The 13,890-nt window shown below is 60.0% G+C and carries 14 protein-coding genes; all 14 read right to left on the reverse strand.

Features of this window, described 5'->3' with window-relative positions:
* Window positions 1-34: 34 nt before the first annotated feature.
* The gene (locus tag DES53_RS05415) at window positions 35-616 is read right to left on the reverse strand and encodes a GNAT family N-acetyltransferase (RefSeq protein WP_113957222.1); all 582 of its coding nucleotides are present in this window, start codon (window positions 614-616) and stop codon (window positions 35-37) included.
* Between the two features lie 53 nt (window positions 617-669).
* Window positions 670-1,173: a hypothetical protein gene (locus tag DES53_RS05420; RefSeq protein ID WP_113957223.1), complete on the reverse strand. Its 504-nt coding sequence runs from the start codon at window positions 1,171-1,173 to the stop codon at window positions 670-672.
* 93 nt (window positions 1,174-1,266) lie between these two features.
* Window positions 1,267-1,710 (reverse strand): hypothetical protein, encoded by a 444-nt coding sequence (locus DES53_RS05425; RefSeq protein ID WP_113957224.1) that lies wholly within the window; start codon window positions 1,708-1,710, stop codon window positions 1,267-1,269.
* 44 nt (window positions 1,711-1,754) lie between these two features.
* Window positions 1,755-2,465, reverse strand: coding sequence for a phytanoyl-CoA dioxygenase family protein (locus tag DES53_RS05430; protein ID WP_113957225.1), 711 nt, complete (start codon window positions 2,463-2,465; stop codon window positions 1,755-1,757).
* Window positions 2,404-2,868, reverse strand: a complete 465-nt coding sequence (locus DES53_RS32410; protein ID WP_147263227.1) for a hypothetical protein — start codon at window positions 2,866-2,868, stop codon at window positions 2,404-2,406. The genes DES53_RS05430 and DES53_RS32410 overlap by 62 nt, the downstream gene beginning before the upstream one ends.
* Before the next feature lie 43 nt (window positions 2,869-2,911).
* On the reverse strand, window positions 2,912-3,295 hold the full coding sequence (locus DES53_RS05435) for a hypothetical protein (protein WP_113957226.1): 384 nt from the start codon (window positions 3,293-3,295) through the stop codon (window positions 2,912-2,914).
* A 36-nt stretch (window positions 3,296-3,331) separates the two neighbouring features.
* The gene (locus DES53_RS05440) at window positions 3,332-4,537 is read right to left on the reverse strand and encodes a hypothetical protein (RefSeq protein ID WP_113957227.1); all 1,206 of its coding nucleotides are present in this window, start codon (window positions 4,535-4,537) and stop codon (window positions 3,332-3,334) included.
* Between the two features lie 61 nt (window positions 4,538-4,598).
* Window positions 4,599-5,864, reverse strand: coding sequence for an epoxide hydrolase family protein (locus DES53_RS05445; protein WP_211325456.1), 1,266 nt, complete (start codon window positions 5,862-5,864; stop codon window positions 4,599-4,601).
* Window positions 5,865-5,955: 91 nt separating this feature from the next.
* Window positions 5,956-6,993: an LLM class flavin-dependent oxidoreductase gene (locus DES53_RS05450; protein WP_113957228.1), complete on the reverse strand. Its 1,038-nt coding sequence runs from the start codon at window positions 6,991-6,993 to the stop codon at window positions 5,956-5,958.
* A 539-nt stretch (window positions 6,994-7,532) separates the two neighbouring features.
* Window positions 7,533-8,741, reverse strand: a complete 1,209-nt coding sequence (locus DES53_RS05455; RefSeq protein WP_113957229.1) for a transporter — start codon at window positions 8,739-8,741, stop codon at window positions 7,533-7,535.
* Between the two features lie 22 nt (window positions 8,742-8,763).
* Window positions 8,764-10,725 carry an adenylate/guanylate cyclase domain-containing protein gene (locus DES53_RS05460; RefSeq protein WP_113957230.1) on the reverse strand — a complete coding sequence of 654 codons (1,962 nt, stop codon included), beginning with the start codon at window positions 10,723-10,725 and terminating at the stop codon, window positions 8,764-8,766.
* Window positions 10,726-10,775: 50 nt separating this feature from the next.
* A complete protein-coding gene (locus tag DES53_RS05465; RefSeq protein ID WP_113957231.1) occupies window positions 10,776-11,429 on the reverse strand; it encodes a carboxypeptidase regulatory-like domain-containing protein in 654 nt (217 codons plus the stop codon).
* Window positions 11,430-11,661: 232 nt separating this feature from the next.
* Window positions 11,662-13,089 carry a phytoene desaturase family protein gene (locus tag DES53_RS05470; RefSeq protein WP_113957232.1) on the reverse strand — a complete coding sequence of 476 codons (1,428 nt, stop codon included), beginning with the start codon at window positions 13,087-13,089 and terminating at the stop codon, window positions 11,662-11,664.
* An 84-nt stretch (window positions 13,090-13,173) separates the two neighbouring features.
* On the reverse strand, window positions 13,174-13,785 hold the full coding sequence (locus DES53_RS05475) for a hypothetical protein (protein ID WP_113957233.1): 612 nt from the start codon (window positions 13,783-13,785) through the stop codon (window positions 13,174-13,176).
* Between the last annotated feature and the right edge of the window lie 105 nt (window positions 13,786-13,890).

Genomic DNA, 13,890 nt, shown 5'->3' on the forward strand with positions numbered 1-13,890 from the left:
AAGAATGGCGAAAGATTTCAGCGGCGGTCGGGCTTCAGTCCTGCTCTGCCACGGTCTCGTCCGCAGGCAGATCGTTGAGCACGAGATTTACCTCATGCTCCACCAGTGTGGCACGCAGGGCATCCACTTCCTCCGGCCTGATGAGCAGTTCCAGATTGCCTCCGTGCTCGCCGGGGCCGTATTGATTTTGCGCGACGCTGTGCAAGGTAAAGCCAAAGCGATCATAGAACGCAGCTGCTGTGGTGCCGGTACGTACCCGCACCAGCACGGGCCGGCCCTCCGGCTCCAGCAGGGAGAGACGTGCTGCCAGCAGCGTGGTGCCCAGCCCCTTCTTCTGGCGGTCCTTGTGAATCATGCCGCAGGCGAGCCACGCCCAGGGGCCATCTCCACTCAGTTCCAGGCCACCGCAGCCCACAATTTCGCTCTCATGCTCCACCACGAGAAAGTAGGAGGTGCCGCGCTCCAGGAAGTCGGTGAACTTTTCCACGTGCCCCGCGGGGTAGTACACACCTTCATTGGAGTGATATATCGCTAGGCACGCCGGGAGGTCCTCGGCAGTGTATTCACGAATGGTGCACGCGGTGAGATGGGAGGAGATTGATTCCAGGAGGGACATGCGAGGGCAATGGGAAGCGCAGGTGCTCCCGGAATGCAAGCGCCCGAGTCACCTCAATCTTCCTCCTCGTTCTCCTCCTCGGCCTCGTATTCGTAGGCCTCCTCGTCGTCCATCTCATCCACGGACAGGCCCAGCCAGGAGAGGGATTCTATCTGCTCGTGGAAGCTGCCAAAGGTCTCCTCGTCCGCGCCGAAGTGTTCCTGATTCACAGCGATGTGGCGGAGGGTGGGGGAGATCTCCGGCCAGAGGTCGCGGACTTCATCCGGATATTCACGGGCGCGCTCGGTGATGAGCGAGATGAATCCTGAAGCGCCTTCTGCATCGCCCTCCGCTGCTCGTGAGCGCAGGTAGGTCATGCAGGCATCGAGATAGTAGGGAAAGCAGGCGGCCGGAGTGTAGAGCAGATCTTCCTGGTAGCGCGCGGCATCCTTTTGAAAAAGACTCATGGCCTCCTCCTTGGACTTCCCGCCGAAGTGCTCGAAGGCGGAGTCCACATCGATGTCCCAGGATTCACTGCGCCACTCGGCTTCGATGGGGATGGAACGGTCTAGCGGCATGGTGTTGGATACGAGTCCATTATTACTCCTGGTGCACCCTGCTGGCGAGGCGAAAGTGCATGCGAGAAGTGTCTGCTGACTTGGGTGTCCGGCTCAACTCCAGTACGTATAGATCTCCACCGTGCCGCGGGCGGGAAAATGCACGATTTCAGCGTAGGCGGCCCCTCCTCCAGCGGGATAGACATACCGCATCCCTCCGCCTTCGAGGGGTTCCTTTTTGCAGTCGGGATCACCCACCCCAGGGCAGGATTTCACCCAGGCAGCGATGTCTGCAGGAGCCCCGAAGAACGTCACACGGAAGCTTCTGGAGAACACGCTGCCGTCCGTGGTGAGATGAATACCTTGTGCCTTCGCAAGCAGCGCAGGCAATCTGGCCCAGTTCCATGCCGAGGCCTTGGCACTCGCCATGTGCATCGGGCGTCGTGGCTCAAAGAGAATGTCGCCAGCCATCCAAACAAGGATTGCCGCAAGCACTGCCATGAAAAAGGCCCCGAGCAGCATGCCGCCGAGGCAGGAGCGTTTTCTTCCGTGAGCCATGGTTGTACGCGTCAGCGAGCGAGATTCGGGAGGCAAGCAAACAATCAGCCCTCGGCCCACTGCATGCCCGTGGGCAGGTCGTAGCCGGCGTACTCGATGTGCAGCACGCGGCGTTGCTTGTCCGAGGTGGAGCGTCCGGAGGCGTGGAGCAGGAGGGGGCGCATGAGGAGGGCGTCACCGGCGCGTGCGGTGCAGAGGTGCTCGGGGGTGTGCTGACGCCAATGCTGGATGGCTTCTGCGGAGAGTCGCCCGTGTGCGTGAGAGCCGGGAAGGACTTTCAGAGCGCCGTTGGTTTCATCCGCGTCATCCAGGTGCAGGCGGATGGTAATCATGTTTTCCAGCATGGCGATGGGTGGCTGCACGTGAGGCACATCATGCTTCACACTCCATGGGCCGAAGCCGTCGACATCCATCTTCTCTTGAACGCAGATGGTCAGGTCCTGATGCCAGGCGACGAGCCAGTTCGTATCAGACGATTTGTTGAAGTAGATGGCGCGCACAGGGCGCGGTGCATGCTCGCACTGCAAGTGAGGTGCAACGAGGGCGAGGAGCCTGGATGAGCGGGCCAATGACGAGATGCGCTCATCGTTCAACAGCGCGCGGCGACCGGGGCCAGAGGTGGGGCCGAGATTGGCGATGAGCTCAGCGCATTCGTCGGGGGAGAGAGCGGAAGGGGCGATGCCATATCCGTGGTCACGTATTTTCTCGAGGGGAGATAACTCCAATCGGATGGGTGGGGGAACGGGAATTGTCATGACGACAGAAAAGGGCGCGTACCACGCGAGAGGTCAGCACCCGGTATTGCGAGGAGAAAAAAACAAAGGCGGCGCTTAGTCCCAGGACAGTTTCAAGGCGACTAAATTCACGAAATTTGACTCCAAACATGAACGTCTCCACCGGTGTCTTTGTGGAGAGACACACCGCCACACCCATGACACAAACAATCATGGCAAGCCACAAACTAAACAGCGCGCAGGTACGCCAGCCCGGAGATAGTCTGCGAAGGCCGAAATAAATTGGAATGCCAAGCAGGGACAGATTCAGTCGCACGGGACCTCCAATGCCGACAATAACCATGCTCCACAGGCTGACCAGCCCGGTGAGCAAAAAGATAAGAGCCACCACCTGAAGCTGCACCGGGAGTCGTGTCGTGTTCATGGAAGGAAGTCTGAGCGCAGGATAGGATCCTTCACTGTCGGGGTCAATACGGCAGTTTGTCCTCAGGCACGCCAATGTAGTCCGGCTCGGGATCTGCGGTGAACTGCACGGCGGTGATGTGCTCGCGCCCGAGCATCAGCGCTTTCGCGACGCGGTGCATCCCGTCCATGACACGACCATCCGAGGAGAGGATGAGGGGGTAGGCGAGGTCGGTCTCCGCGATGAGCTTCGCATGTTCGGCGATGGCGCGGCAGGTGGGTGGGCTGTTCTCGTCTTGAAACCAGAAGCATTCGTCCAGTTCACGAATGGAGGATAGTGGAATGGAGACGTGAGGCAAAGCCTGAGTCTCCGTGAGTGCGATAAGACGATGCACATCCCACGCGAGCAGGCCGCGGAGTGAGGAGCGGAGGTGGTACTGCTTGCGCATGGCCGGCTGGTGAGGATACCGGGAAGGGATGGCAAACTACACCTGCCAGGGGGAGTCAATGCTCGTGTGGAAGATGGCGCGGCGGTAGGGACCGTGGCTGTCCTTGTGATTGTGCGCGTCATTCGTGCCGGTGTAGAAGAGATGCCAGCGGCCGTTGTGTTGCACGAGGTTGTGCGGCGCGTAGACGCCGTAGCTATCCGGCAGCGTATGCGGCTCGCTGCGGGGCAGCCATGAGGTGCGCGCGGGGCGGTGCCACTGCACGCCATCTTCGGAGTGGCACCACTCGATATCCATGGTCTGCGCCTGCAAGCGATAGTGACCGAGCATGCCGATGCGTCCCTTCTCCGTGTGGGTCACGGCGAGATAGTAGTGCTGGAGGTCGGTGTGGTCCTGGGCATCCGCCTGGATCACGCGCTTGCGATTTTCCCAACGCAGGCCGTCTTCGCTGGTGAAGCGATCAATCACGCGGATGCGTCCGGGGATGTTATCGTGCGGCATGTAGCGTGGGTCGTCCTTGCCCACTTCCATGAGGGCGGCGGTGTAGAGCTCAAACGATCCATCGGGAAGCTGATACACATTGGTCGCGTCATTGGTGATGAGTGCTGCCGGAGCGAGCGATTCGCCTGCCGCGACTTTGGCCTTCCGCTTTGCCATCCGGGAGAAGCCTGCCTTCACGGCCTCGGTACCATCTACGGTGCGGTCGGCGGGATGGTAGATGCAGGGGCTCAGGGCATTCACGATGGTGTAGCGACGGCCATCTTCACTGTCCGCAGCGAGGTAACGCACGATGCCCTCACCATGGGCCCAGAAATAGAGGCGATGACGGCCATCCTTGAGGCGCAGATGCACGCCCTGCTTGGGGTGCCAGCCCGAGGGAAGACCACCGAGCGAGAGAGGGGCATCCGCAGGTGCGCCGGTGGAGAGCACGGCCCACTGCACCTTCAGCTCTTCACCCGGTGTTCCTTCGAGATAACCCACATTGAACTCGGGATGATTTGCTCCAGAGGTGGACATCCAGATGCGCCACGCGCTGCCGGAGAGTGGCTCGGCAGGTGAGGTGAAGCTCTGCACGCGTGCGTTCTCACTGATCTTCTGTTCATACACCAGAGTGCGCTTGGCCCAACTGGACGAAGGAGCGGGCTGCAAACCTATCGTAGCAGCGTGGCTGGATTTCTGTAATGAGGAAGCTGCCGCGGCAGCGGCGGCGAAGGTGGTGCGGGTCAGGAAATCGCGACGGTCCATTGAATGATTAACGATGCGACCGCATTTCTCTCTCACGTGCAATCACTCTCCGCGGAGCTTTTCACTTCGCTGCTGTGCGCACCCTGGCAAAGAAGGTGCGCACATCCTGCACCAACAGTTCCGGCTGCTCCATCGCAGCGAAGTGTCCTCCGCGCGGCATCTCCGTCCAGTGAATCATGGTGGGCGAGTTCCTCGCGACCCACGCCCGGGGCGGTACGTTGATTTCCTTGGGGAAAAGTGCGTACCCTATGGGAGCGGGTTTCCCTCCGCCTTGAAATGCCGACATGGAAGCAGGGCGCGGCAGATTGTGCTGGGACTCGTAGTAGATGCGCGTGGCGGAGGGCATCGACTGCGTGACCCAATACACCATGATATTTGTCAGCAGTTCATCCTTGGTGAAGCTGTTGTTCAGGTCGCCTTCGTGATCGCTCCATGCCCAGAACTTGTCGATGATCCACGCGGCGAGTCCGGCGGGGGAATCATTGAGGCCATAGGCGAGGGCAAGGGGTCGCGTGCCCTGGATGGCACCGTAGGCGCGGTGGTCGGCGAGTTCTGCGTTGCGTTGTTGCAGGCGGTCCAACTCAGCCTGGGTCACGTCTTTTTTGGCTTCGGTTTCATCCGCGGGACGATTGCCTCCGGGGAAGTTGCTGTGCGCGCCGATGCAATGGGCTCCATCCGTGGAGGCGAGCCAGCGCACGATGCCGCCGCCCCAGTCGCCACCTTGTGCGCCGTACTTGTCATAGCCGAGCCGGGCCATGAGCTTGGCAATCACTTCCGCCATGCGGCCGGAGTTCCAGCCGGGTTCCTTGGGCATGCTGGAGAAGCCGAAGCCTGGCAACGAGGGCGCGACGACGTGAAAGGCATCCTCCGCGCGGCCGCCGTGTTTCTCGGGGTCGGTCAGCGGCTCGATGACTTTCATGAACTCCACCACGGAGCCGGGCCATCCGTGCACGAGTACGAGGGGTGTGGCGTTCGCGTGTTTCGACTTCACATGGATGAAGTGCAGGTCGATGCCGTCGATGGCGGTCTTGAACTGCGGCACGGCGTTGAGTTTTTTCTCTTCCGCGCGCCAGTCGTATTTGGTGCGCCAGTAATCGCAGAGGTCACGCATCCATGCGACGTCCGGGCCGTGGTCCCACTTGGAGCCGGGGATCTGGTCCGGCCAGCGGGTCTTCTCCAGGCGTTCGCGGAGGTCCTTGAGCACGGAGTCCTCCACCTGGATGGTGAAGGGGCGTATCTCTGGGGCTGCGTCTGCGCCTTGCAACAAGGTGGTGGAAAACATCGCCACGGCCAGCAGTGCGGCCGGAGTCAGCGGAAGCGTCTTCATGATCGTGGCTACGGGTTATCTTGCCCGTTTTTGCAAGGTTCATGAGTCGCTTACCGTGCCAAGGTAATGCTCTACCACTGAGCTAAGCGCATCACCCCGGCAGCTTTTCGCGGATGATGGGTGCCAGTTTTGTGCCCAGCAGCTCGATGGACTTCAGCATTTGGGCGTGGGGGACGGTGGCCACGGTCATCTGGAAGTTCAGACGCGCGATACCGCCGAGTGCCTCGTTTACGTACAGAATCTTCGAAGCCACATACTCTGCATCCCCGATCATGAGGGCACCCTTCAGGCTGCAGCCAGCCTCGAAGTGGGCACGTGTGGTGCGGGGCCAGCCGCGCTCCTCGCCAATCTTGTCGAAGGCACGTTTGTAGCCGGTGAAGAAATCGTCCTTCGCTTGAGTCGAGGTCTCGCCAATGAACCCAATCATGTGCAGGCCAACTTTCAACTTCTCCGGTGGATGGCCGGCGCGGGCACCGGCTTCGCGGTAGAGATCGATGAGCGGGCGGAAGCGATGAGGTTCACCGCCGATGATGGCCACCACCAGCGGCAGGCCCAGCGCACCCGCACGAGCGAACGATGCCGGGGTGCCACCCACACCCACCCAGATGGGGATGGGAGTCTGCAGGGGGCGCGGGTAGATGCCCTGCTCCTGCAACGGGGCGCGGTGCTTGCCAGTCCACGTAATCTCTGGGTTATCCCGGATGCGCAGCAGCAGATCCAGTTTCTCCGCGAAGAGCGAATCATAGTCCCGCACATCAAAGCCAAAGAGCGGAAACGCTTCCGTGAAGGAGCCACGTCCCACCACCATCTCTGCACGCCCCTTCGAAATGAGGTCCAGCGTGGCGAACTCCTGGAACACGCGCACCGGGTCTGCCGCGCTGAGCACCGTGACAGCGCTGGTCAGGCGGATCTGCTTCGTGCGTGCTGCTGCCGCAGCCAAGATGACCGCAGGCGCGGAGTCGAGGTACTCGGTGCGGTGGTGTTCCCCGATGCCGAAGTCATCCAGCCCCACGCGGTCGGCGAGCTCAATTTCCTCCAGAATATTCGCCATGCGCTGCACCGCACTGGGCGAGCCTTCGTGCTGGTGCTCCGGGTCAATGGCGACGAAACTATCGATTCCAATCTGCATGCACGAGTCAGTACGCGTGTGACCTCAGTTTACGCCGCCAAAAAAAATGCGCCGGTGGTTCGCCGACGCCCTATAGAGTGAAGCATTTACGCCGAAGGCGTTGTACATTGCCTAGCCCAAGGTCAGCTTGCGCAGCAAGCGCCACCTTGGGTGGCGGTGAGAAACAGTCGAACGCCGAAGGTGTTCTACAAAGACGATCTACCGGTCTGCAGCGTTGTCCGGCCCACCACGCGTTTGTAGAACACCTTCGGCGTTCATGCATGTTCCTGCTGTCCCAGGGTGACGCCCGCTTCGCGGGCTGACCCTGGGCTAGACAGTGTGCAACGCCTTCGGCGTAGGAGCAGCCGGGAACCGTGATCGCATTTCATTTGGCTTAAAAACCGAATTGAGAGTTGTTGGTTGAGTGTCGAGAGTCTGAACCCGAACTCTTCACAAACGACCTGGTCTTCACCCGCAAGGTGGATTATTTGGACTCATTCTGCAAACTCAGTGTCAGGCTATCAACCATCAACAATAGACTATCAACTTAGGGTCTAGGCCTAAAACCTCACCGTCACTTGCGCCGCCAGCAGGTGGTCAGCATTTGCATTCTCACCACCTTCGTGGCCATAGCTGTACTGTAGCTTCGTCTGCACATGGCGGTTGAAACGATAACCCACGGCCAGGTCAGCGCGGTAGAGGTCGCGGTCCCAGGATGTGGAGCCGCCCTGGCCATCTCCCACATCATCGAAGAATTGCTGATTCCATCGTGCCGCAAGGAAGAGGCTTTCGGTGAGCTTGTACTTGGCCTCAAGGTAGTAGCTGAGCGTGTCTGCATCACCCACGCGAGGGACTTCGAAGCGTGATAGAATCAGTTCGCCCCACAATTCAAAGCGATGGCGGGCATAGCTCACGTCGAAGCCAATCGTATCCTGCGTGAAGTCGCCACGTTCCGTGCCGCGGGGCAACAGCAGATCGCGATCCGGCTGCATGTAGGCGCCGGTGCTGAAGCTGGTGCCCACATTCCATGAGGCATTCGGCCGCCATCCGATTCGCCCAGTGAAGGTGGGCTCGTCAAACTCCGTATCACTTGCTTCCCAGGCAGCGGGTCGTGAGGAAAGCGCGGCGCTTTTGATTTCAAAGGCGTAGTCAAATTCCTCGATGCGCCCGAACACAGACGCTCCATGCGCATAGGAGGGACCCCAGATGGGCACGAGCCATTCGCGCTTCTTGTCGGCCAAATTCTTGCGATTGAGGAAGGCTGCTCGTGTGAGTGGTGCGGCAAGGTCCGTCATGCCAATGACATTCTCGTATGGCACGGGGGCATTGATGAACGGATTGTCCCAGGAGAGATGACGCGGCACCCAGTTGCCGAAGGCCGTGGCGAACTTGCCTGCCTGGATGTTCACCACAGGAGAGTCCATTGGAGTCCAGCGGATGAAATATTCGTCCAGACGTGCGGAGCCATCCTCCTCCACGCCGGGATCAAAGCCCCGATCGAATCGTGCCTGCACGGAGGCGAAGAAGTGAGTGCCTGCGTTCACATCCAGGAAGAGTGTCGCACGCGGATTGAAGAACGCCTCGTCATCGCTGAAGAGCAGACCTGGGGCAGGGGAGTCCGTGACATACAACTCCGCATCCAATGTGCCCCTCAGGCTCGCGTGCACGGGTGAATCTGGAGGCGTGAGGTCAAACGCGAGAAGGCTCCCACTGCATGTGCACCAGACGGCTAGTGACAGGAGGGAATGGATGAACGGACACCGGTTCATGGGAGAGTGAAGAGGCAACGATTCAAGGCTGGAGCCGTGCAGTGCTGAGTCCAGTGGGTGGGGCGCCCACTTCCTCGCTCATCGAGACAAGGCGGTAGGCAGGTGTAGGCAGGCTGAACCCTTTCAGCGGAAGCGGTTCGGTGGCTTCCACGGTGAAGCCCTCGGGAAGCTGGGCATGCGTAGTGGAATCGATGAGCAGTTCAGAGCTGCCCGCCTTGGAGCACAAGCGCGAGGCCAGGTTCACACGCTCACCCAGCACGGTGTAGTTCTGCCGGTCATCTGAACCCATCAATCCTGCGACGACCTCGCCGGTGGCGACGCCGATGCCAACATCAAATTTGTATCGCGAGGTGGCATTCAGCTTCGAGCGCTCCTCGATCATGCGAACGGCGCACTTCACGGCGTGCAGGGCATCGTTGCCATAGGACTTGGGCGCGCCGAAGACAGCCATGAGGAGATCTCCCACGAACTTGTCCACCACACCGTAGTGCTGGTACACGATGCGATTCATCGCGCTCATGTGCTCATTGAGCATGCCTATCACCTCGGAGGGAGGCATGTTTTCCGTGAGTGCAGTAAAGCCGCGGATGTCGCAAAAGAGCACGCTCACCTGGCGCACTTCACCTCCCAAGGTCAGGCGTCCATTGATGAGTTCTTCAGCGACCTGCTTGTCGGTCACCTGGGCGAGCACGGACTTGTAGCGCTCCTTGAGGGCCAGTTCCTCCGCCATTTCATTGAAGGACTTTGCCAGCGTGCCGATTTCATCCCTCGATGCCACGGGTACTTTCACCGTGTAGTCGCCATCCTGAATACGGCGTGTGCCTTCCACGAGCTGCTCGATCGGTTTGCTGAAGCCGTGCGAAATGAGGAAGATGAATCCAATGCCAATCAGCAGGGCCACGGTGCCGAAGCCCATGGCCTTGTTGCGCAGGTCCGTCTGCTCCGCCAGCACTTCATGCATGGAGTAGAGACCCACCTGCACGGCGGGGGGGAAGAGAGAGTCCGGATTGAGCACCTTGTAGATGAGGCGGTGCGGCACTCCCTGCACGTCAATCACGTCCGTGCTGGAAATGGAGCTGTTGGTGAGCACGTCATGGATGCGTGAGGAGACGACATCATGGACTTCCTCTGGAATGGTCTTGGAGTACACGCGTCCTCCCAGCCAGATGCCGCTTTGCAGGGCCTTTTCACTGAACTGGTACATGGCCGACTCCCCAAAGTCCCGTACGGGGAATCCCATGATGAGTGCACCAATGGTCTCGCCCGTGCCTTGATTCACAAGGGGTGTGAGAATCACTTCACGGAGTTGGGCATTGTCCATCTCCTTTCGCATTGGGAGGTAGCCGATTTCCTGCTCCTTGAGCACTTCTGCCGCGGGATGTTCCTTGAAAAGGGAGAAGAGCTCGGTGCGATTCTTCATGTCCGGCTTGAACATGAAGGTGGCCCGCTTGGTTTCAGGGACCAGGATGCGTCCCTCGGCGTCCACCACGGCGAAGTTGAAGAGATTGCTCTGGAAGCGATCGCGCTCACGGTCGCGGTCTCTTTCACGCTCGCGATTGGGATCACGCTCACGCTGCTGCGGAGTTCCGCGTTGCGGGCCACGCCGCAATGCCTCGCGCAACTTGGTGAGGGCTGGATTGGTGGTTTCCGTGGCCTTTACCAGTACATCGATCTCGGTGCTGAGGTTGTCATACACGAAGTCCGGGTCGTTGTCCTCGATGGCGGTTTCAAGCGCGCTGGCCAGACGCACGGACTTGCCCAGGGCTTCGCACTTGCGCACCAGGTCATTGAGCTGGCGCAGGCGCACTTCGGAGAAGTAGGCAAGCTGCTGCTGGAACTGCTGCTCGAACTGGTGCTGATACGTTCTCTGCACGCGCTTGCTCGCCACGTATAAAGTCGCCCCGGTGACTCCTGCCACCACCAGAGTCATGGCGACGATCAGCTTCGTGCGGAAGGAGGGCGAGCGGAGCTTCGGGAGGGGCATGGGGAAAGCTGGGGAAGTGCGGCGCCCGCGCGAGCAGTGGAATGAGGTGCTTACTTCTTGAAGTCCACCTTGAGCGTGCCGGACTTCAAGGTCACCGGTTGTTGCAGCGTGGTTTTGTCATCCAACCATGCCTTGAGCACATAGTTGCCCGCAGGCAGGCCGGTGAGTTTGAATTTTCCCTCCGGAGTGCTGGTGGTGAAGTGAGGTGTATCCACCACGATGATCACGCCGCGCATGTGCTCGTGAATCTCGCAGTACAAACGCACGATCCCGGGTTTGTCGAAGACAAGAGCGGGTGGTGTCTCGTCCTTGCGGTACCGCCCGAGGTCGAAGCGCTTGGTCTTGGAGTAGGAGAACACGTTGTGGTAGTCGTCGTCAAAGTTGGGAAACGACACCTGTGTGCCTGTTTGTACGGCAATCACTCCAGGATGGAACTGATACCCCTTCTGGCCAAATGTCACGGGCTTGTTCCCTGTACGCGCGCCGAACTTTCCCTCCAGATATACCACTGCCACCTGCCGGGGCGAGGGCGCAACGGAGCCGGCTTTCAGTTGATACTTGGGCGAGGGAGGTGGCGACATGGCCGCGCCCGTGATGGGTACGGTACCCTCGATGGTGACCTGGGCGGATGCTTTCGTGTTAGGTCCGCAGACGACCAATCCCGCGCCAAGCGCCAGGCAATACCAGATCCGTTGGAGGAACATGCGCAGATGCTAGTGGAAGGCCCCTGTGACTGCAACTGCGGAGAGATGGCCGCGTTCTCAACGTAGCTCGCGAGTCCCTTCGCGAGACTTGCATTCCAGAAGCACTCACGATTCAGAAACTCCTCCTTCCAATGGATAGCGCGGGAATTGCCCTGCTTTGTGAATTTCGGTACACTGATTCGCGAAGGGATTCCTCCTTCGTCGGGCTTCGCTAACGCGAGGTACGTAGGTCCTACCGCATCTTCTTCACCACGCTCTCCGCTGCCCAGTAGCCGCACATGCCGTGCACGCCGCCGCCGGGTGGGGTGGAGGCGGAGCAGAGGAAGATTCTGCGGTTCGGCGTGGCGTAGGGATCAAACATGCCCACGGGACGCGTGAAAAGCTGCCGCCAGTCCGTGACGCCGCCGATGACATCCCCGCCGATGTAGTTGGGATTGTAGGCCTCCATTTCGGCACAGTTCATGGTGTGATGTGCCATGATGCAATCGCGGAAGCCGGGGGCAAAACGCTCGATTTGCCTCGTGATGATTTCCAGCCGGTCCTCCGTGGAACCCGCAGGCACATGGCAATACGCCCACGCGACGTGCTTGCCTGCCGGAGCGCGAGTTGCGTCGTGGATGCTCGGCTGCGCGACCAGCACGAAGGGCTTATCATTCAGACGCCCCTCCCAGGCATCGCGTTCGCTGGTGACCAGCTCGGCCAGGGTGCCGCCCACGTGCACGGTGCCGGCTTTGCGGCACTCGGCATTTGCCCAGGGAATCGGCGCATTGAGCGCGTAGTCCACCTTGAAAACGCCGGGTCCATGGCGGAAGCGCTCCAGCTTGCTGCGGTAGCTTGCAGGCAGGGCATCACCACAGATATGCGAGACGTTTTTCGGGCTCAGGTCAAAGAGGTACGCCTTGGCCGGAGGCAGATCCGCAAGGGACTTCACGGGTGTATCACATTGTACCTCACCGCCAAGCGAGCGCAGCAGGCCCACCATGGCATCCGTGATTCTTTGAGAGCCGCCTTCCGGAATGGGCCAGCCCACGGCGTGCCCGCTGAGCTGGAGCACAATGCCAATCGCCGAGGTCAGCGGCAGATGCAGCGCCATGATGGAGTGTGCCGCACATCCGCCGAAGAGGGCTCGGCCTTCCTCAGTGGAGAAGTACTTCGCGAACCATGTGGCTGGCAGTCCTGCTCCCATGCCAAGCCTTGCCATGAGGTAGGGATGCTTTGGGAAACCTGCGGGCGCCAGCATATCGCCATACAGCTCATGCGCGTGCTCGACGAGAGTCTTGAAGAAGAGGCGGTACCGTCCGGCATCCTTGCCGAGTGAATCTGCTGTTTCGTCGAGTGAGCGATGCAGCACCGCTGCGCGTCCACCATCCAATGGATGTGCCAGCGGATGGTCTGGCTGAATCCAACGCAGGCCATGCTTTTCCAGGTCCGGCCCAAGCTCGCGCAGGTAGGGCGAGCCGAGTCCCATGGGATGCACCGCCGAGCACACGTCGTGGCGGAAACCTGGAAGCGTGAGTTCCTTCGTTCGCGTGCCGCCGCCCGTGGTGCTGGCCGCTTCGAGCACGAGCACCTTGCTGCCCTTCTGTGCCAGACGGATCGCCGCCGCGAGTCCATTGGGACCGGAGCCGATGATGATGGCGTCGTGGGAAGCGGAAGGCATGAGCAAGCAGATGGTGGAAGAAGGCTTCCATCAGCGAAGCGAGGTCCTGTCGCAACCCGGATTCAGGAAGAAGTGGTCAGCCCTTTAGTTGGCTTCCCGAGTGCCCATCACCTTGTTGAACTGTTTGAGAGTGGTGGCGTGCAACCCAATGCCGCATTCCTCGCAGAGTTTCGCCAGTTTGCGGAAGTCATGACGGTACCAGTGTTTCTCAGGAAGTTCCGGGCTTGTCACCACGCCCGTGCAGGAGAAACAAAGCTCCACCGAGTTGATGAGTTTGCCTGACGCATCATAAAAGAGGAACAGGTGATGCGGAGAGTAGCACGCCGCTGAGGGCATCTTCTTGTTCTTGCCATAAATGGCCTGGATGAGTGTCTCAATTTGCGTTGGAGTCAGCTCGGCCTTCTTTACCGACAGTTCCTCCAGCCGGGAGAGGTCCACTTTGTGCCCTCCATTCAGGAAGGAAAAGTCCTCCATTTCTACCTTCTCGCCATTTTTGAGCGTTGTTTCCGGCAGCTTGAAGCGGATGGCTTCCACCCGGGCCACCGCGTCGCGGTCAAAGGGAAGCGCTGGTGTGGAAGCCTTCGCCACCTCGCTCTTCTTCTCCATGATGGGAGTCTTCGGCTCAGATGCTGGACTCTGGAGCGCCACGAACCCAAACACGATCATGAGAGAAGCGCAGCGAGAAGAGAGGCTCATAAGGTGGATCTACAACACTCCGCGGAAAAAGAAAAGAGGCAGGCTCTTTACACAGGAGCACTGCCTCTTGAGATATTCGCCCGGCGATTTTGGCGGGTGAGTCAG

Origin of the sequence: Roseimicrobium gellanilyticum (genome assembly GCF_003315205.1) — a bacterium.
In the GTDB taxonomy this organism is placed as follows: Bacteria; Verrucomicrobiota; Verrucomicrobiia; order Verrucomicrobiales; family Verrucomicrobiaceae; genus Roseimicrobium; species Roseimicrobium gellanilyticum.

Excerpts from the sequence above, each read along its gene's own strand:
- DES53_RS05460 (WP_113957230.1), bottom strand. The coding sequence starts at position 10,725 with ATGCCCCTCCCGAAGCTCCGCTCGCCCTCCTTCCGCACGAAGCTGATC.
- DES53_RS05475 (WP_113957233.1), bottom strand. The coding sequence starts at position 13,785 with ATGAGCCTCTCTTCTCGCTGCGCTTCTCTCATGATCGTGTTTGGGTTC.
- DES53_RS05435 (WP_113957226.1), bottom strand. The coding sequence starts at position 3,295 with ATGCGCAAGCAGTACCACCTCCGCTCCTCACTCCGCGGCCTGCTCGCG.
- DES53_RS05430 (WP_113957225.1), bottom strand. The coding sequence starts at position 2,465 with ATGACAATTCCCGTTCCCCCACCCATCCGATTGGAGTTATCTCCCCTC.
- DES53_RS05470 (WP_113957232.1), bottom strand. The coding sequence starts at position 13,089 with ATGCCTTCCGCTTCCCACGACGCCATCATCATCGGCTCCGGTCCCAAT.
- DES53_RS05465 (WP_113957231.1), bottom strand. The coding sequence starts at position 11,429 with ATGTTCCTCCAACGGATCTGGTATTGCCTGGCGCTTGGCGCGGGATTG.
- DES53_RS32410 (WP_147263227.1), bottom strand. The coding sequence starts at position 2,868 with ATGAACACGACACGACTCCCGGTGCAGCTTCAGGTGGTGGCTCTTATC.
- DES53_RS05450 (WP_113957228.1), bottom strand. The coding sequence starts at position 6,993 with ATGCAGATTGGAATCGATAGTTTCGTCGCCATTGACCCGGAGCACCAG.
- DES53_RS05445 (WP_211325456.1), bottom strand. The coding sequence starts at position 5,864 with ATGAAGACGCTTCCGCTGACTCCGGCCGCACTGCTGGCCGTGGCGATG.
- DES53_RS05425 (WP_113957224.1), bottom strand. The coding sequence starts at position 1,710 with ATGGCTCACGGAAGAAAACGCTCCTGCCTCGGCGGCATGCTGCTCGGG.
- DES53_RS05420 (WP_113957223.1), bottom strand. The coding sequence starts at position 1,173 with ATGCCGCTAGACCGTTCCATCCCCATCGAAGCCGAGTGGCGCAGTGAA.
- DES53_RS05415 (WP_113957222.1), bottom strand. The coding sequence starts at position 616 with ATGTCCCTCCTGGAATCAATCTCCTCCCATCTCACCGCGTGCACCATT.
- DES53_RS05455 (WP_113957229.1), bottom strand. The coding sequence starts at position 8,741 with ATGAACCGGTGTCCGTTCATCCATTCCCTCCTGTCACTAGCCGTCTGG.
- DES53_RS05440 (WP_113957227.1), bottom strand. The coding sequence starts at position 4,537 with ATGGACCGTCGCGATTTCCTGACCCGCACCACCTTCGCCGCCGCTGCC.